Below are 17732 nucleotides of genomic sequence, written 5' to 3' on the forward strand. Positions count from 1 at the left end.
TTTTTTATGGCTTAAATTCAACCAGAAGTGGGTTATGATCGGAAGCTCGAGTCACTAATACCGAGGCATCAGCCAACGTAAGTCCACGGTAAAACACAAAATCAAGTGGCCGACCAAAAGCACGACTGCGGAGATCAGTGCGGAACTCCACCTCCTTCAGTCCCACTCCTTGGGCAAAGCGCTGTAAAGCGTTAACCCGCTGACGGCTCCAGGCGTTGAAATCTCCCGCCAGAATAACCGGACCACGGTGCATCGCAATTTGCTCACCGATGGGCTCAAGTTGTTTACTGTAAACATCAACGCCGAGACTGAAATTCACCGCATGAATGTTCACTACCATCAACAGACGACCATCATGGATCGGGTAAACCGTGACTAATGCCGATTTAGACAAACGCAGTAGCGGCTCACGCTCACGCAATGGGCAGCAGTAGACTGGGTGAGTAGCCGCTAACGTCATGACACCAGAAGGGTGCTGAGGCAATGCAAAGGCCGGAACCTGATCTGCAGCCTGATAATGGGATGTAGCAAACCTCACCAGCTCAGGTGTTGTTTGTGCTTCTTGCAATAGCATCAGTTGAGCATCACGCCCGAACTCTTTAAGAACAGACAGCCATTCTGCCCGCTGTTGCTTAAAGATATTCCACACCATCACACGAAGAAATTCAGATGTTGGCAATGGTGCGCCTGCCGGTAGCCCCTGTCCCAACTGCATTGCCGAGCCAGGGAAAATCTGTTCAACCGGTTGACCTGCAACATACCGCATTGCATATGTTCGTTTCGGCACTTTGATGGCCTATTCCTTATTCGAAATCACTTTGGCTTTTGAGGTAACCACCGTTGATACTTTACTGATTATACGCCCAGATATTCCACTCAGTAATTTCTTTTACCAACGGCTTCCCTTTGATATTGGGATGCGCAAGGAGATATTCAATTTATGTAATTCATAATGCACTAATAAGCCTTCAATTGATAAAAAACCCATAACCTGAACAGTAAAAGATCCTACTCGGCGACAGTAATACTTGATTTATAATCAAAAGTCTTATGCCTAATACCGCATTTTTTGTTGATAACTCTATTGCCATAATTCGTCCAGTTTTTCATCGAACCGATAATGCAGAGCATTATGGTCGATAGAGAATTCTCAATGACATCTAAAGATAAAACCATTATCAGCAAAACAAGGAATTACGATGAGCGTACCTGCATTCGGCCTGGGAACTTTCCGCCTTCAAGATCAAGTGGTTATTGATTCCGTTAGCCAAGCTTTGAAATTGGGCTATCGTGCTATTGATACAGCACAAATCTATGAAAATGAAGCTGCCGTCGGCCAAGCTATCGCACAAAGTGGTATCAAACGTGATGAGCTATTTATCACCACCAAAATCTGGATTGCTAATTTAGCGCAAGAGAAATTGATCCCTAGCCTGCAAGAGAGCTTGCAGAAGCTGCAAACAGACTATGTGGATTTAACATTAATTCATTGGCCATCACCGAATGATGAAGTCTCTGTTGCAGAATTTATGGCTGAGTTAATAAAAGCCAAAGAGATGGGGCTAACACGTCAGATTGGTATTTCTAATTTCACCATTGATTTAATGAAACAGGCAATTGCAGCGGTGGGTGCAGAGGCTATTGCGACCAATCAGATCGAATTATCTCCGCTTTTGCAAAACAGGAAAGTAGTTGAGTTCGCAAAAGAAAATGGTATTGCAATCACCTCTTACATGACGCTGGCCTATGGCAAAGCATTGGAAGAGACGATCATCAAAGCGATTGCTGAACAACACAACGCAACACCCGCACAAGTCATTTTAAGCTGGGCGATGCAATTGGGTTACAACGTTATTCCGTCATCAACCAAAGAGATTAATTTGGCCAGTAATTTACTGGCGCAGGAGTTACGTTTGAGCGCAGAGGACATGGCACTGATCGCAACGTTGGATCAAGGAGAGCGTCTGGTCAACCCCGATGGCCTGGCACCAAAATGGGATGTATAGTTCGCTAAGTAAAAGTTCAACCGCCTCCATATGAGGTGGTTTTTTTTATTTTGTCGTCATCGTTTGTGTCAGGCATTTCTTAATAAAATCAATAAAACAGCACAGTCGATTACTGTCATCTTGTTCACTGTCATAAACAGCATTAATTGGCATTGCCACAGGTAAAGCCAGCTCTACCAGTGAATAGACCCGGATTTCCTAGACGGTTCCGTGCCTCATGAACCAGGCACTTTCATAAACTGCAGGGGGTTGATCCTCACAGGCACTGTGGCGGCGTTTAGCATTATAAAACATCTCGACATAATCGAAGATATCCGCCTTCGCGTCTTCTCTGTTTTTATAGATCCGTTTCTTTATTCGTTCCCGTTTTAGCAACTGGAAAAAGCTTTCTGCCACTGCGTTGTCATGGCAATTACCCCGACGACTCATGCTGCTTTTCAAATTGTGAGATGCCATAAAATGCTGGCACCTTTCGCTGGTATATTGAGAACCCTGATCTGAATGGATTAATACTTCTGCTGTTGGTTTACGTCGCCATACCGCCATCAATAATGCATCCATCACTAACTCAGCGGTCATTCGTCCTCCCATGCTCCAGCCTATAACCCGACGTGAGAAGAGATCGAGAACAACGACCAGATATAACCAGCCTTCATGCGTCCTTATATAGGTCATGTCACTCACCCAATGCGTATTTGGGGTCGGGACAATGAACTGTCGCTCAAGGTAATTAGGGCTGGCTAGCAAAAACCCCACGCTTTTGGCATGGGGTCTCGACTTTATTTGATGCCTGCCAGTGTCCACAGTATTCGTCTCATCTTTAAGATGAGTCTCCCCCCTAACGGGGCCAGCGCAGACGCTGTCCAAACTGCGTTCACAGTTTGTCGCATGTCATGCTCCAGTCGCTCTCTGTTTAAACCCATAAACAAAAAAGGCCACCCGTTAGGGTAGCCTGTTTTGTTTATTTGATGCCTGGCAGTGTCCTACTCTCGCATGGGGAGACCCCACACTACCATCGGCGCTACGGCGTTTCACTTCTGAGTTCGGCATGGGATCAGGTGGGACCACCGCGCTATGGCCGCCAGGCAAATTCTGTTTTAACCAACCCGTTCAGTATCAAATACCAAACCAATTAGCTCAATCTCGGAACTTCGCTGAAAATCAAGAGTATATGTATCATACCGATACTCACCCCTTCGGGTTCGCCACTCATGGCGCTCAAAATCGTTTCACTCGATTTTGTCTCAAATAGCCAAAACACCTTTGGTGTTGTAAGGTTAAGCCTCACGGATCATTAGTACTGGTTAGCTCAATGCATCGCTGCACTTACACACCCAGCCTATCAACGTCATAGTCTTTAACGTTCCTTCAGGGGGCTTAAAGCCCCAGGGAAGACTCATCTCGAGGCAAGTTTCCCGCTTAGATGCTTTCAGCGGTTATCTCTTCCGAATTTAGCTACCGGGCAATGCCATTGGCATGACAACCCGAACACCAGTGATTCGTCCACTCCGGTCCTCTCGTACTAGGAGCAGCCCCTCTCAATCTTCCAACGCCCACGGCAGATAGGGACCGAACTGTCTCACGACGTTCTAAACCCAGCTCGCGTACCACTTTAAATGGCGAACAGCCATACCCTTGGGACCTACTTCAGCCCCAGGATGTGATGAGCCGACATCGAGGTGCCAAACACCGCCGTCGATATGAACTCTTGGGCGGTATCAGCCTGTTATCCCCGGAGTACCTTTTATCCGTTGAGCGATGGCCCTTCCATTCAGAACCACCGGATCACTAAGACCTACTTTCGTACCTGCTCGAGCCGTCACTCTCGCAGTCAAGCTAGCTTATGCCTTTGCACTAACCTCACGATGTCCGACCGTGATTAGCTAACCTTCGTGCTCCTCCGTTACTCTTTGGGAGGAGACCGCCCCAGTCAAACTACCCACCAGACACTGTCCTCACCCCGGATTACGGGGCCGAGTTAGAACATCAAACATTAAAGGGTGGTATTTCAAGGTTGGCTCCATGCAGACTGGCGTCCACACTTCAATGCCTCCCACCTATCCTACACATCAAGGCTCAATGTTCAGTGTCAAGCTATAGTAAAGGTTCACGGGGTCTTTCCGTCTTGCCGCGGGTACACTGCATCTTCACAGCGAGTTCAATTTCACTGAGTCTCGGGTGGAGACAGCCTGGCCATCATTACGCCATTCGTGCAGGTCGGAACTTACCCGACAAGGAATTTCGCTACCTTAGGACCGTTATAGTTACGGCCGCCGTTTACTGGGGCTTCGATCAAGAGCTTCGCCGTAAGGCTGACCCCATCAATTAACCTTCCAGCACCGGGCAGGCGTCACACCGTATACGTCCACTTTCGTGTTTGCACAGTGCTGTGTTTTTATTAAACAGTTGCAGCCAGCTGGTATCTGCGACTGGCTTCGGCGCCGAGAGCAAGTCTCTTTACCTAATGCCAGCGTGCCTTCTCCCGAAGTTACGGCACCATTTTGCCTAGTTCCTTCACCCGAGTTCTCTCAAGCGCCTGAGTATTCTCTACCTGACCACCTGTGTCGGTTTGGGGTACGATTTAATGTTACCTGATGCTTAGAGGCTTTTCCTGGAAGCTTGGCATCAACTACTTCTGCACCGTAGTGCATCGTCATCACACCTCAGCGTTGATAAGCAACCGGATTTACCAAGTCACTCCGCCTACATGCTTAAACCGGGACAACCGTCGCCCGGCTAGCCTAGCCTTCTCCGTCCCCCCTTCGCAGTAACACCAAGTACAGGAATATTAACCTGTTTCCCATCGACTACGCTTTTCAGCCTCGCCTTAGGGGTCGACTCACCCTGCCCCGATTAACGTTGGACAGGAACCCTTGGTCTTCCGGCGTGCGGGTTTTTCACCCGCATTATCGTTACTTATGTCAGCATTCGCACTTCTGATACCTCCAGCAACCCTCACAGGTCACCTTCAACGGCTTACAGAACGCTCCCCTACCCAACAACACCTAAGTGTCGCTGCCGCAGCTTCGGTGCATGGTTTAGCCCCGTTACATCTTCCGCGCAGGCCGACTCGACCAGTGAGCTATTACGCTTTCTTTAAATGATGGCTGCTTCTAAGCCAACATCCTGGCTGTCTGTGCCTTCCCACATCGTTTCCCACTTAACCATGACTTTGGGACCTTAGCTGGCGGTCTGGGTTGTTTCCCTCTTCACGACGGACGTTAGCACCCGCCGTGTGTCTCCCGTGATAACATTCTTCGGTATTCGGAGTTTGCATCGGTTTGGTAAGTCGGGATGACCCCCTAGCCGAAACAGTGCTCTACCCCCGAAGATGAGTTCACGAGGCGCTACCTAAATAGCTTTCGGGGAGAACCAGCTATCTCCCGGTTTGATTGGCCTTTCACCCCCAGCCACAAGTCATCCGCTAATTTTTCAACATTAGTCGGTTCGGTCCTCCAGTTAGTGTTACCCAACCTTCAACCTGCCCATGGCTAGATCACCGGGTTTCGGGTCTATACCTTGCAACTAGACGCCCAGTTAAGACTCGGTTTCCCTACGGCTCCCCTATTCGGTTAACCTTGCTACAAAATATAAGTCGCTGACCCATTATACAAAAGGTACGCAGTCACACCACGAAGGTGCTCCCACTGCTTGTACGTACACGGTTTCAGGTTCTATTTCACTCCCCTCGCCGGGGTTCTTTTCGCCTTTCCCTCACGGTACTGGTTCACTATCGGTCAGTCAGGAGTATTTAGCCTTGGAGGATGGTCCCCCCATATTCAGACAGGATGTCACGTGTCCCGCCCTACTCATCGAGTTCACAGAATATGTATTTTTGTGTACGGGACTATCACCCTGTACCGTGCGACTTTCCAGACGCTTCCACTAACACATAAACTGATTCAGACTCTGGGCTCTTCCCCGTTCGCTCGCCGCTACTGGGGGAATCTCGGTTGATTTCTTTTCCTCGGGGTACTTAGATGTTTCAGTTCCCCCGGTTCGCCTTGCATGGCTATGTATTCACCATGCAATAGTGCAACGAATTGCACTGGGTTTCCCCATTCGGGTATCGTCGGTTGTCACGCTTCATATCAGCTTACCGACGCTTTTCGCAGATTAGCACGCCCTTCATCGCCTCTGACTGCCTAGGCATCCACCGTGTACGCTTAGTCGCTTAACCTCACAACCCGAAGGTGTCTTTACAGACATCTTGCGCTGTGATTATTTGAGAGACTCTAATACAGGTTACTCCTCATCTCAGTACATCTACGGAGAGATAAGTTTCAGCTGTATTGTTTCAATTTTCAGCTTGTTCCAGATTGTTAAAGAGCAATATTTCACAACCCACTGAGTCTTGCGACCGCAGTACGTTTTGAAATAGTTTTTTATATGGTGGAGCTAAGCGGGATCGAACCGCTGACCTCCTGCGTGCAAGGCAGGCGCTCTCCCAGCTGAGCTATAGCCCCATATAAAAAGCAAATCACCTTATTGCTGCAACTCAACAGGGAATGGTGAGTTGGTGGGTCTGAGTGGACTTGAACCACCGACCTCACCCTTATCAGGGGTGCGCTCTAACCACCTGAGCTACAGACCCAACAAGGTACTAAAGCCCGACTAATTTCTCAGTCCGGCCTTATTTGCTCGTTACTTTCTATCAGACAATCTGTGTGGACACTACGCAATGCGTATCGTTAGGTAAGGAGGTGATCCAACCGCAGGTTCCCCTACGGTTACCTTGTTACGACTTCACCCCAGTCATGAATCACAAAGTGGTAAGCGCCCTCCCGAAGGTTAAGCTACCTACTTCTTTTGCAACCCACTCCCATGGTGTGACGGGCGGTGTGTACAAGGCCCGGGAACGTATTCACCGTAGCATTCTGATCTACGATTACTAGCGATTCCGACTTCATGGAGTCGAGTTGCAGACTCCAATCCGGACTACGACAGACTTTATGTGGTCCGCTTGCTCTCGCGAGTTCGCTTCACTTTGTATCTGCCATTGTAGCACGTGTGTAGCCCTACTCGTAAGGGCCATGATGACTTGACGTCATCCCCACCTTCCTCCGGTTTGTCACCGGCAGTCTCCCTTGAGTTCCCACCATTACGTGCTGGCAACAAAGGATAAGGGTTGCGCTCGTTGCGGGACTTAACCCAACATTTCACAACACGAGCTGACGACAGCCATGCAGCACCTGTCTCACGGTTCCCGAAGGCACTTAAGCATCTCTGCTAAATTCCGTGGATGTCAAGAGTAGGTAAGGTTCTTCGCGTTGCATCGAATTAAACCACATGCTCCACCGCTTGTGCGGGCCCCCGTCAATTCATTTGAGTTTTAACCTTGCGGCCGTACTCCCCAGGCGGTCGACTTAACGCGTTAGCTCCGGAAGCCACGCCTCAAGGGCACAACCTCCAAGTCGACATCGTTTACAGCGTGGACTACCAGGGTATCTAATCCTGTTTGCTCCCCACGCTTTCGCACCTGAGCGTCAGTCTTTGTCCAGGGGGCCGCCTTCGCCACCGGTATTCCTCCAGATCTCTACGCATTTCACCGCTACACCTGGAATTCTACCCCCCTCTACAAGACTCTAGCTTGCCAGTTTCAAATGCAGTTCCCACGTTAAGCGCGGGGATTTCACATCTGACTTAACAAACCGCCTGCGTGCGCTTTACGCCCAGTAATTCCGATTAACGCTTGCACCCTCCGTATTACCGCGGCTGCTGGCACGGAGTTAGCCGGTGCTTCTTCTGCGAGTAACGTCAATCAATCGTGCTATTAACACGACTGCCTTCCTCCTCGCTGAAAGTGCTTTACAACCCGAAGGCCTTCTTCACACACGCGGCATGGCTGCATCAGGCTTGCGCCCATTGTGCAATATTCCCCACTGCTGCCTCCCGTAGGAGTCTGGACCGTGTCTCAGTTCCAGTGTGGCTGGTCATCCTCTCAGACCAGCTAGGGATCGTCGCCTAGGTGAGCCATTACCTCACCTACTAGCTAATCCCATCTGGGTTCATCCGATGGCGTGAGGCCCGAAGGTCCCCCACTTTGCTCTTGCGAGGTCATGCGGTATTAGCTACCGTTTCCAGTAGTTATCCCCCTCCATCAGGCAGATCCCCAGACATTACTCACCCGTCCGCCGCTCGCCGGCAGAGTAGTAAACTACTCCCCGCTGCCGCTCGACTTGCATGTGTTAGGCCTGCCGCCAGCGTTCAATCTGAGCCATGATCAAACTCTTCAATTTAAGATTTGTTTGATTTGCTATGAGTTAACATAGCGATGCTCAAAGATTACTTTCTGCAAATATGCATTCGAACCGAAGTTCAAATGTGTACTGCTTTGGTCACTCTTCAAGACTTTGATATTATTTCTGCCTGTCGAAACAGGCTTCGATATCGTCTTGCGAGTGCCCACACAGATTGTCTGATAAATTGTTAAAGAGCGTTCGTTACCCGTTTGCCTTTCAGCGAATCTTACGGTAACGCGGGAGGCAGATAATACGCTTTCCCGCTACAGAGTCAATCACTTAATTTCCTCTGCTCTACTCGGCTACTTTGTGAAGTTGCTCACAGCGCCGTGTCGATGGATGCGCATTATAGGGAGCCGCTTCAGAATGGCAAGGGTTTATATTAAAGTTTTTTTCGTTTGCTGATTATTTAAACACAAAGGTTACTTATGACGCGCTTTTATCGCTTTTGGCAGGTCTGCCAGGCTATTTAGCACCCAATCCGCCACTGCCTCACCTTCTGCAGTGACTGGCTTGCCGGTACGCACCAGCACCTTAGTAGCGATATTTGCCGCCAATGCTGCCTGCATATCTTCTATTTTGTCGCCAACCATATAAGAAGCCGCCATATCGATATTCATTTCACTTTGCGCTTGCAGTAACATGCCAGGCAGTGGCTTGCGGCATTCACATGTTTCACTGAACTCTGCGACACTACCCTCGGGATGATGCGGGCAGAAATAGATACCATCCAAATCAACACCACGATCAGCAAGAGACCAATCCATCCATTCGGTTAGGCTTAAGAATTGCTCTTCGGTAAACATACCGCGCGCAATGCCCGATTGATTAGTGACGAGTACCAATGCAAAGCCCATTTCTTTCAATTCGCGGCATGCATCAATTACACCATCTATAAATTGAAAATTATCAATTTCGTGAACATAACCGTGGTCGACATTAATTGTACCATCACGATCTAAAAATATTGCGGGAACGGGCTGAGTCACTTATTTGCTCCTGAAGGCTGTAAACCCCGTTAGTATCGCATGTTTTATTACCGATTGAGAATGGAAGAGAATCAGTGTTGCCAGTTGACTTAGCCGTCTAGACGCCTTAACATCCAATCCATACTTTGGTTCTGCTGAAGTTTACTTTTTATCTAGCCACGGAAATAACGATAAAATAAGAATAATATGATTAAACTTTCTCACATCAGCAAAGTGTTCCAGCAGGGTTCACGCACAATTACTGCGCTTTCAGACGTGAGTCTACACGTCCCGGCAGGGCAAATTTATGGCGTTATCGGTGCTTCGGGTGCCGGTAAAAGTACACTGATTCGGTGCGCCAATATGCTAGAGCGCCCTACCAGCGGACAAGTTCTGGTAGATGGCCAAGATCTTACCACCTTATCTGAAGGTCAGTTGACGCGTGCACGCCGTCAAATCGGCATGATTTTTCAGCATTTTAATTTACTCTCCTCCCGTACCGTGTATGGCAATATCGCGCTTCCACTTGAGTTGGACAATACATCACGCGCAGATATAAAGAAGAGAGTCAGCGAGCTGCTGGATTTAGTCGGTCTGGCAGATAAGCAAGATGCTTATCCCGCGAACTTATCCGGTGGGCAGAAGCAACGTGTTGCTATTGCTCGCGCACTGGCCAGCAATCCTAAAGTTCTACTGTGTGATGAAGCCACCAGCGCACTGGATCCCGCGACAACCCGTTCAATTCTTGAGTTGCTAAAAGATATCAACCGCCGCTTGGGCCTCACAATTTTGTTGATCACCCATGAAATGGACGTGGTGAAACGCATCTGTGATCAAGTCGCCGTTATTAGTGACGGTAAATTGATTGAGAAAGATAGCGTCAGCGAAGTGTTCTCTCATCCGAAAACCCCGTTGGCTCAACAGTTTATTCAATCAACCTTGCATTTGGATATTCCAGATGATTACGCCAAGCGTATGACGCAAGAGCCAACGACGGATCGCGTCCCACTGCTGAAGCTGGAGTTCACAGGTAAGTCTGTTGATGCGCCGTTAATTTCACAAGCCGTGCGCCGTTTCAACATTGATATCGGTATTCTTAGCTCGCAAATGGATTATGCCGGAGGCGTTAAGTTTGGTGTCATGCTGGCTGAGCTACATGGCGACACTCAAGATGGCCTCGCTGCTATCAAGTTTTTGCAAGACCATCATGTAAAAGTAGAGGTTCTGGGTTATGTCTGAGGCAATGATGTGGTTAATGGGCCGAGGCGTCTGGGAAACTCTGATGATGACTTTTGTGTCTGGTTTCTTTGGCTTTGTTTTGGGGCTACCGGTCGGGGTTCTGTTGTATGTCACTCGTCCAGGGCAAATTATCGCCAATAATAAGATTTACCGAACGCTGTCTGGGGTGGTGAATATCTTCCGTTCGATACCTTTCATTATCTTATTGGTATGGATGATTCCATTTACACGAATGATAGTCGGTACCTCTATTGGTTTGCAGGCCGCGATTGTACCGTTAACCGTCGGTGCTGCCCCCTTTATTGCCCGTATGGTAGAGAACGCCCTGCTGGAGATCCCATCCGGTTTGGTTGAAGCGGCGCGTGCAATGGGTGCAACCCCAATGCAAATTATTAAAAAGGTGCTGTTGCCCGAGGCCCTCCCAGGCTTGGTCAATGCCGCCACAATTACCCTGATTACCCTGGTAGGCTATTCTGCTATGGGGGGAGCAGTCGGTGCCGGTGGTCTAGGCCAAATCGGTTACCAGTATGGTTACATTGGTTATAACGCCACTGTAATGAATACGGTATTGGTACTATTAGTTATTCTGGTTTATCTCATTCAGCTCAGTGGCGATCGGATCGTAAAAGCCGTTACCCACAAATAGTTATTACTATATAAATTACATAGCGACTGCCTCACACAGCGGCGCACCTTAACGAATGTCTATAGAGGAAGGGATATGTCTTTAAAATTCAAATCTATCGCGGCTGTCAGCGCGCTTATTGGTACTCTGGCTCTCGTGGGTTGCGGCCCGGCAGAGAAAGATCCAAACCACATTAAAGTAGGTGTTATTGTCGGTGCTGAGCAACAAGTTGCAGAAGTTGCGCAGAAAGTAGCAAAAGACAAATATGGTCTGGATGTTGAACTGGTGACGTTCAACGACTATGTATTGCCAAACGAAGCACTGAGCAAAGGTGATATTGACCTGAACGCCTTCCAGCATAAACCTTATCTGGATCAGCAGATCAAAGATCGTGGCTACAAATTGGTTTCTGTAGGTAACTCATTCGTTTACCCGATTGCTGGTTACTCTAAGAAAATCAAATCATTGGAAGAGTTGCAACCGGGCTCTCAGGTAGCACTGCCAAACGACCCGACTAATCTGGGCCGTTCCCTGTTGCTGCTGCAAAAAGTGGGTCTGATTAAGCTGAAAGACGGCGTTGGCTTGTTGCCAACCGTGTTGGATGTCGTTGAGAATCCTAAAAATCTGAAACTGGTTGAGCTGGAAGCACCTCAGTTACCACGCTCTTTGGATGATCAGCAGATCGCATTGGCAATTATCAACACCACCTATGCAAGCCAGATTGGCCTGACGCCAGCGAAAGATGGCCTGTTTGTGGAAGATAAAGAGTCACCTTACGTCAATCTGATCGTGGCCCGCGAAGATAATAAAGATGCGGAAAATGTGAAGAAATTTGTTCAGGCTTACCAGTCTGACGAAGTTTACGATGCAGCAAATAAAGCCTTCAATGGTGGCGCAGTAAAAGGCTGGTAATGGTCAATTGACTATTTTGCTGAATACGACGCTAATTAAATTCAGTGTTTGCTAAATATATTGCAAGACGGGCGATGGCCCGTCTTGTTATTTGCATTATAGATTGCTTCAATAGCGCCTCTTAAATAAAAAGGCTGAGGAATTTCTATGCGTGCGTTACCTCTGTGTCTGTTAGCCCTTTCGCTAACGGGATGCTCCATGCTTCAATCAAAGCCATCCACCACAGAAACCCCGGTTAAGCAACCGCCGCCGGTGACCAAAACCAGCCCAACGGTAGCCCCTCGTCCGGCACCAGTAAAACTTTATAAAAGCGCTGAAGAGCTTGTCGGCAAGCCTTTCCGTGACTTAGGGGAAGTGTCCGGTGAATCTTGCCAATCGACGGTTCAGGACTCTCCACCTAGCATTGCAACCGCCCGCAAAAGAATGCAGACCCGCGCATCTTATATGAAAGCTAACGCGGTGTTGCTCCATGAGTGTGAAATACAAAGTGGTGTTCCTGGCTGCTATCAACAAGCGGTATGCCAAGGCTCAGCGCTAAGTGTTTCATCAAAATGAGTGTTTTTTCCTTTAATCAGATCGGCGTGATCCGTTCACCCTATAAAGAGAAGTTTGCCGTGCCACGGCAGCCCGGTCTGATTGAAGATGGCGGCGGCGAGTTACAATTATTAGCACCCTATAATCAGCCGGAAGCCGTGCGTGGCCTATCTGATTTCAGTCACCTATGGGTGATATTTGTTTTTCATCAAACCATGGATGGCGGCTGGCGTCCGACGGTTCGTCCGCCACGTTTAGGGGGCAATGCCCGAATGGGGGTCTTTGCCACCCGTTCCACTTTTCGCCCTAACCCCATTGGGATGTCTCTGATTGAGCTGAAAGGGGTGCGCTGCCAAAGCGGTGAGGTGATTTTAGAATTAGGGAGTCTGGACTTGGTTGATGGCACGCCAGTCATTGATATCAAGCCCTATCTACCTTTTGCGGAGAGCCAACCACAAGCGCGCGCAGGTTTTGCTCAATTGGCGCCTGATGCCAACATGCAGGTTTGCTTTTCCACCACCGCCGAACAACAGTTAGCACAGCAGCAACAACGGTATCCGAATTTGCGGCGTTTTATCACTCAGGTTTTAGCACAGGACCCCCGTCCGGCCTACCGTAAAGCAGATAACGAAAGCCGAGAGTATGCTGTTCTACTGCTGGAATTTAATGTGTGCTGGCGGGTTATTGACCAGCAAACGGAAGTGTTATCCATCGACCCACGTTAAATTTCACCCTACTCTCTTTTGACAACCCTGACTCACTGGTAAACTAAACCACTTTTTACTTTTTGGCTGTCTCTATACCCAATAGATTTCAAGATACAGGAAGGCGGCAAACGGGAGCATCCCAATGAACTTACATGAGAAAGTGATTTGGGTGATTGAGTGTCGCCAACACACCTGCAACGTGAGAGATGACCGGTATACTTGCAGTGCTAATGGAACCAAAACATCATGCGTACTAGCCAATATTTGCTCTCCACTCTAAAGGAGACACCTGCTGATGCTGAAGTCATCAGCCATCAACTGATGCTCCGCGCCGGGATGATCCGTAAACTGGCATCAGGCCTTTATACCTGGCTACCAACCGGGGTCCGGGTATTGAGGAAAGTCGAAAACATCGTGCGTGAAGAGATGAATAACGCGGGTGCTATCGAAGTTTCAATGCCAGTCGTGCAACCGGCCGATTTGTGGCAGGAGAGTGGTCGCTGGGAACAGTATGGCCCTGAGCTGTTACGTTTTGTTGATCGCGGCGAGCGCCCTTTTGTCCTCGGCCCGACTCATGAAGAAGTGATTACTGACCTGATTCGCGGTGAGATCAACTCTTACAAACAACTGCCGCTGAATTTCTTTCAGATCCAGACCAAGTTCCGTGATGAAGTTCGCCCACGTTTTGGTGTGATGCGCGCGCGCGAATTCCTGATGAAAGATGCCTACTCTTTCCATACCACTCAGGAGTCGTTGCAGGAAACTTACGACGCGATGTATACCGCTTACAGTAAGATTTTCGAACGTATGGATCTGAATTTCCGTGCAGTGCTGGCAGATACCGGTTCAATCGGTGGCAGCGCCTCCCACGAATTCCAAGTATTAGCGGAAAGTGGCGAAGACGATATCGTCTTCTCAACCGGTTCTGATTATGCCGCTAACATTGAGTTTGCTGAAGCTCTGGCGCCAACTGAACCTCGAGCCGCAGCAACAGAAGAGCTGCGTATCGTTGATACCCCGAATGCAAAAACCATCGCTGAATTGGTTGAGCAGTTCAAATTGCCAATTGAGAAAACAGTGAAAACCTTATTGGTCCATGCTCATGAAGAGAGTGGACATAAGTTGGTAGCACTGCTAGTGCGCGGTGACCACGAATTAAACGAAATCAAAGCAGAGAAGTTGCCACAAGTTGCCAAACCACTGACTTTTGCTAGCGAAGAAGAGATTCGTGCGGTAATCGGTGCAGGTCCAGGCTCACTTGGGCCGGTTAACCTGCAACTGCCGGTTGTGGCTGACCGCTCCGTGGCGGTGATGAGTGACTTCGGTGCAGGCGCGAATATCGACGATAAACATTACTTTGGCATTAACTGGGAGCGTGATTTGCCGCTGCCACAAATTGCTGATTTGCGTAATGTGGTTGAGGGTGACATCAGCCCTGATGGTAAAGGCACGCTGCAAATTAAGCGTGGGATCGAAGTGGGTCATATCTTCCAGCTCGGGACCAAATACTCCGAAGCGATGAAGGCCACTGTTCAAGGTGAAGATGGCCGTAACCAGGTCATGAGCATGGGTTGTTACGGTATCGGGGTGTCTCGCGTGGTTGCTGCGGCGATTGAGCAGAATTATGACGACCGTGGCATTATTTGGCCAGATGCGATTGCGCCATTCCAGGTCGCGATTTTGCCAATGAATATGCACAAATCCTTCCGAGTGAAAGAGTTGGCGGAAGAGTTGTACGCCACTCTGCGTTCACATGGTATTGACGTGATTCTTGACGATCGTAAAGAGCGCCCAGGGGTGATGTTTGCCGATATGGAGTTGATTGGTGTGCCGCACAATATCGTGATTGGCGACCGCAATCTTGATAGCGAAGAAGTGGAATACAAACATCGCCGTGCTGGTGAAAAGCAAATGATTAAAACCAGCGAAATCATTGAGTTCCTGTTGAGTCAGATCAAACGCTAAGTTAAGTATTTTGCGCCAAAGGCCGCTGGGTAATCACAACCAGCGGCTTTTTTGTTTCAGCGACAAACCAATTTTATTGGCTGTCGCAGCTTTTATTTGCATTGAACTGAATATCATCACCCGCCGGAATCAGCGTTTTATCCGATTGCCCCTCTTCCATCGAAGGTCGAATATCAAAGTGGCCATTGAGGGTCAGAAATACAGGTTCACCGGCATTTCTACGCGTTTTCAAATACCCTTTCTCCAACGCGATATTATTCTCTACTGGGAAAGTTTTGCCCGTTGCACAATCAGTAAATACTGCGGCATCCGCAAAGTATTTATACATGCCACTTAATGGCATCGGCGTTTTAGGCAAAGCTTGTTCGCTCGGCGCTAACTGATAATTCAGTTTGGACTGGATCGGTAAACCCTGTTGATCCAGCATCACCAGATTCTTACCCACTGGCCGGAAATAACGTTTTTCCCCCTGCCCGTTGGTTAACACCAATTTATCCGCAGTACGCGCCCATTTACCATATTCAGCAAAGGTCTGATCGCCATCTTTGCTGCCGCGATAAATCTCTTTCAGGACAAATGTGCCATCATTATCAAGAAACAGTGAGGTATCCAGCCCGCTGCAATCTGCACAGGGTAATACCCCCTGATAACTTTGCTGCATCGGTTGTAAAACCTGTTCAACCGGCTGATGCCGATTATTACAGCCAAAGAGTGACAGCGCACCTACTGCCACAAACAGCGTTATTGCTAATTTACTCACAGTCATTCTCCCATACTGTGTCCGATATATAAGGCATGAGGCCGTCCAGGCATCATCCCTGATGTATTTTACCGCGCAGCGCTTTTGTGGCCCCTTTGCGGACTTTGCTTTCAACTCGCCTAATTTTTGAGCCTTTGGTGGGTTTCGTCGCCCGACGAGGTTTTTCCACGACCATGGCTTGACGAATCAATGCCACCAGTCGCGCTAATGCCGCCTCTCGATTCATATCTTGGCTGCGGTACTCCTGCGCTTTAATGATGACGACGCCTTCAGTCGTCATCAAATGGCTATTTAGCAATAATAACCTTTCTTTATAATACTCTGGCAGGCTTGACGCCTTGATGTCAAAGCGCAAATGGATAGCAGTTGAGGTTTTATTGACATGCTGGCCCCCCGCCCCCTGCGCTCGGATCGCGGTCAGCTCAATCTCACTGTCCGGTAGACTGACGTTGTTAGATATAATCAGCACACTTATTGCCCATTGCTTTGCCATTCGGCAAAACTAATTTCCAGATTATTCTTATCATCTGATAACCAGATCGTTCCCTCTTGCAGCGTAGCCTGTAATGACATATTCCGGTTAGACAGTGCAGCCAACTTTGCCATCTGTTCATCATCAAGGAAGCGCACTTGAAGATTACGGTGCCCAGAGAGCTTATCCTGAACCTGCGGCCACCACACTTTAGCCGCCCGTTCACTGTATGCATACAGCACAACTTGCTGTGACTGATTACAGGCTTTTCGTAACCGTTTCTCCTCTGGCAGCCCTAATTCTACCCAGAGTTCAATGCCATTGTGATCGTTATGGCGCCATATTTCCGGCTCATCATCGGCGCTCAGCCCTTTGGTAAACTGCAAACGTTCATTGGCATGACAAATCCACGCCAATAAACGCAGCATCATACGTTGATCAGTTTCGGAGGGGTGCTGTGCTATCGTCAGGTTAACATCCTGAAAAAAATTACGATCCATATCAGCAATGTTAATAGCGGCTTTATGGATGGTTGCTTTTAGTGCCATGGGTGACCTCTTAAATATCTGGTGGACAGTGTACTTGATTAGGTCTGCCAGCAGCCAGACAACCCTGCGTAAAGAGAGTTATTAGTGGCATCAATACTAAAAAGAAACCTTATCTCCCACTCTAATATCTCCATCACTCCTGTGCTATAGTCCTTATAAGTTCAGAGTTTATCTTCGTAGGTTGACAGTGTGCCGTCTCCACTGAGAATCTACCGAGTTAAACTTTTCCAGGAGGATTACTGTGCAGCAATACTGTGAATTAGTACGCCGTTTTTATGCCGAAATAGGAAGTGGTGATCTTGGCTACGTGCCAGACGCCCTGCGTTGTGTATTGAAAGCATTGGACGAAGTTGCGGCTAACGACGCACTCCCGTCCTCCGTTAGGGAACAGGCGGCCTATGCCGCCGCTAACTTATTGGTGAGCGATTATGTCGATGAGTGAAGAGTATCAACCCATCAATTGTGATGACTACGATAATCTGGAACTCGCCTGCCAACATCACCTGATACTGACGTTGAAGTTGAGAGGCGGTGAGATCGTAGAAGGTAAAGCTAGCGATCTGCTGCTGAGAAAGAAGGTCGAGTACCTGATTATCGAACAAGACGGAGCTATGCGCGAGTTACGTCTGGACCATATTGCCAGTTTCAGTCACCCCGAAATCGGGACTGTCGTGGTGAGTGCGTCATAGTATTCATGCTTTAGACTGACGGGCCGCTGAAAAGCGGCCCCAAAGCTTAAGGCTTTAAATCGGCA

At 48.6% G+C, this 17732-nt stretch carries 14 protein-coding genes, 2 tRNA genes, 3 rRNA genes and 2 pseudogenes; 9 read left to right on the forward strand and 12 right to left on the reverse strand.

Features of this window, described 5'->3' with window-relative positions:
* Positions 1-4: 4 nt before the first annotated feature.
* Positions 5-766, reverse strand: a complete 762-nt coding sequence (locus ACZ76_RS04445) for an endonuclease/exonuclease/phosphatase family protein (RefSeq protein ID WP_048617187.1) — start codon at positions 764-766, stop codon at positions 5-7.
* Between the two features lie 433 nt (positions 767-1199).
* Here ACZ76_RS04445 and dkgB point away from each other — a divergent pair, with 433 nt between their 5' ends.
* Positions 1200-2006 (forward strand): 2,5-didehydrogluconate reductase DkgB, encoded by an 807-nt coding sequence (gene dkgB, locus ACZ76_RS04450; protein ID WP_048617189.1) that lies wholly within the window; start codon positions 1200-1202, stop codon positions 2004-2006.
* A gap of 45 nt (positions 2007-2051) precedes the next feature.
* Here the strand turns inward: dkgB and ACZ76_RS19505 are convergent.
* The 8 genes and pseudogenes from ACZ76_RS19505 to gmhB all read right to left on the reverse strand — a co-directional run.
* Positions 2052-2186, reverse strand: a pseudogene (locus ACZ76_RS19505) (LysR family transcriptional regulator); the annotation flags it as partial.
* Positions 2187-2204: 18 nt separating this feature from the next.
* A pseudogene (locus ACZ76_RS18135) lies at positions 2205-2750 on the reverse strand (IS3-like element ISSpr1 family transposase); the annotation flags it as partial.
* 226 nt (positions 2751-2976) lie between these two features.
* Positions 2977-3092: ribosomal RNA gene (rrf, locus tag ACZ76_RS04460) — 5S ribosomal RNA — on the reverse strand.
* Positions 3093-3279: 187 nt separating this feature from the next.
* A 23S ribosomal RNA gene (locus ACZ76_RS04465) occupies positions 3280-6186 on the reverse strand.
* 210 nt (positions 6187-6396) lie between these two features.
* Positions 6397-6472: transfer RNA gene (locus tag ACZ76_RS04470), tRNA-Ala, on the reverse strand.
* 51 nt (positions 6473-6523) lie between these two features.
* Positions 6524-6600: transfer RNA gene (locus ACZ76_RS04475), tRNA-Ile, on the reverse strand.
* A gap of 102 nt (positions 6601-6702) precedes the next feature.
* Positions 6703-8245, reverse strand: a 16S ribosomal RNA gene (locus ACZ76_RS04480).
* The 16S, 23S and 5S rRNA genes sit together here with 2 tRNA genes alongside, the layout of an rRNA operon.
* A 425-nt stretch (positions 8246-8670) precedes the next feature.
* The gene (gmhB, locus tag ACZ76_RS04485; RefSeq protein ID WP_048617191.1) at positions 8671-9237 is read right to left on the reverse strand and encodes a D-glycero-beta-D-manno-heptose 1,7-bisphosphate 7-phosphatase; all 567 of its coding nucleotides are present in this window, start codon (positions 9235-9237) and stop codon (positions 8671-8673) included.
* Positions 9238-9423: 186 nt separating this feature from the next.
* On the opposite strand from gmhB, the gene metN reads away from it, so the two are divergent.
* The 6 genes from metN (at position 9424) to proS (ending at position 15198) form a co-directional block, all read left to right on the forward strand.
* Positions 9424-10455, forward strand: a complete 1032-nt coding sequence (metN, locus tag ACZ76_RS04490) for a methionine ABC transporter ATP-binding protein MetN (protein ID WP_048617193.1) — start codon at positions 9424-9426, stop codon at positions 10453-10455.
* Complete coding sequence (locus ACZ76_RS04495) at positions 10448-11101, forward strand: methionine ABC transporter permease MetI (protein ID WP_032813821.1); 654 nt, start codon at positions 10448-10450, stop codon at positions 11099-11101. The genes metN and ACZ76_RS04495 overlap by 8 nt, the downstream gene beginning before the upstream one ends.
* 75 nt (positions 11102-11176) lie before the next feature.
* The gene (locus tag ACZ76_RS04500; RefSeq protein WP_042569242.1) at positions 11177-11992 is read left to right on the forward strand and encodes a MetQ/NlpA family lipoprotein; all 816 of its coding nucleotides are present in this window, start codon (positions 11177-11179) and stop codon (positions 11990-11992) included.
* Positions 11993-12139: 147 nt separating this feature from the next.
* Positions 12140-12547, forward strand: coding sequence for an Rcs stress response system protein RcsF (gene rcsF, locus ACZ76_RS04505; RefSeq protein WP_048617197.1), 408 nt, complete (start codon positions 12140-12142; stop codon positions 12545-12547).
* Positions 12544-13251, forward strand: coding sequence for a tRNA (N6-threonylcarbamoyladenosine(37)-N6)-methyltransferase TrmO (tsaA, locus tag ACZ76_RS04510; protein ID WP_048617198.1), 708 nt, complete (start codon positions 12544-12546; stop codon positions 13249-13251). Before rcsF ends, tsaA begins: the two co-directional genes overlap by 4 nt.
* Before the next feature lie 228 nt (positions 13252-13479).
* Positions 13480-15198 carry a proline--tRNA ligase gene (proS, locus tag ACZ76_RS04515; RefSeq protein WP_048617199.1) on the forward strand — a complete coding sequence of 573 codons (1719 nt, stop codon included), beginning with the start codon at positions 13480-13482 and terminating at the stop codon, positions 15196-15198.
* 73 nt (positions 15199-15271) lie between these two features.
* Here the strand turns inward: proS and nlpE are convergent, their stop codons facing one another.
* Genes nlpE through ACZ76_RS04530 form a run of 3 tightly spaced genes read right to left on the reverse strand, consistent with a single transcriptional unit; the run spans position 15272 to position 16978 of the window.
* Positions 15272-15958, reverse strand: coding sequence for an envelope stress response activation lipoprotein NlpE (nlpE, locus tag ACZ76_RS04520; RefSeq protein WP_048620184.1), 687 nt, complete (start codon positions 15956-15958; stop codon positions 15272-15274).
* 52 nt (positions 15959-16010) lie between these two features.
* A complete protein-coding gene (gene arfB / locus ACZ76_RS04525) occupies positions 16011-16427 on the reverse strand; it encodes an alternative ribosome rescue aminoacyl-tRNA hydrolase ArfB (protein ID WP_048617201.1) in 417 nt (138 codons plus the stop codon).
* Between the two features lie 2 nt (positions 16428-16429).
* Positions 16430-16978, reverse strand: coding sequence for a YaeQ family protein (locus tag ACZ76_RS04530; RefSeq protein WP_048617203.1), 549 nt, complete (start codon positions 16976-16978; stop codon positions 16430-16432).
* A 241-nt stretch (positions 16979-17219) separates the two neighbouring features.
* Between ACZ76_RS04530 and ACZ76_RS04535 the strand changes: the two genes are divergently transcribed.
* Both ACZ76_RS04535 and rof read left to right on the forward strand, forming a co-directional pair.
* Complete coding sequence (locus tag ACZ76_RS04535; RefSeq protein WP_002212152.1) at positions 17220-17420, forward strand: YaeP family protein; 201 nt, start codon at positions 17220-17222, stop codon at positions 17418-17420.
* Positions 17407-17667, forward strand: coding sequence for a Rho-binding antiterminator (gene rof, locus ACZ76_RS04540; protein WP_032813813.1), 261 nt, complete (start codon positions 17407-17409; stop codon positions 17665-17667). Before ACZ76_RS04535 ends, rof begins: the two co-directional genes overlap by 14 nt.
* The last annotated feature ends 65 nt before the right edge of the window (positions 17668-17732 follow it).

This window comes from Yersinia aleksiciae, from assembly GCF_001047675.1.
Lineage (GTDB): Bacteria > Pseudomonadota > Gammaproteobacteria > Enterobacterales > Enterobacteriaceae > Yersinia > Yersinia aleksiciae.

Excerpts from the sequence above, each read along its gene's own strand:
- tsaA (WP_048617198.1), top strand. The coding sequence starts at position 12,544 with ATGAGTGTTTTTTCCTTTAATCAGATCGGCGTGATCCGTTCACCCTAT.
- rcsF (WP_048617197.1), top strand. The coding sequence starts at position 12,140 with ATGCGTGCGTTACCTCTGTGTCTGTTAGCCCTTTCGCTAACGGGATGC.
- rof (WP_032813813.1), top strand. The coding sequence starts at position 17,407 with ATGTCGATGAGTGAAGAGTATCAACCCATCAATTGTGATGACTACGAT.
- dkgB (WP_048617189.1), top strand. The coding sequence starts at position 1,200 with ATGAGCGTACCTGCATTCGGCCTGGGAACTTTCCGCCTTCAAGATCAA.
- ACZ76_RS04495 (WP_032813821.1), top strand. The coding sequence starts at position 10,448 with ATGTCTGAGGCAATGATGTGGTTAATGGGCCGAGGCGTCTGGGAAACT.
- proS (WP_048617199.1), top strand. The coding sequence starts at position 13,480 with ATGCGTACTAGCCAATATTTGCTCTCCACTCTAAAGGAGACACCTGCT.
- metN (WP_048617193.1), top strand. The coding sequence starts at position 9,424 with ATGATTAAACTTTCTCACATCAGCAAAGTGTTCCAGCAGGGTTCACGC.
- ACZ76_RS04530 (WP_048617203.1), bottom strand. The coding sequence starts at position 16,978 with ATGGCACTAAAAGCAACCATCCATAAAGCCGCTATTAACATTGCTGAT.
- ACZ76_RS04500 (WP_042569242.1), top strand. The coding sequence starts at position 11,177 with ATGTCTTTAAAATTCAAATCTATCGCGGCTGTCAGCGCGCTTATTGGT.
- ACZ76_RS04445 (WP_048617187.1), bottom strand. The coding sequence starts at position 766 with ATGCGGTATGTTGCAGGTCAACCGGTTGAACAGATTTTCCCTGGCTCG.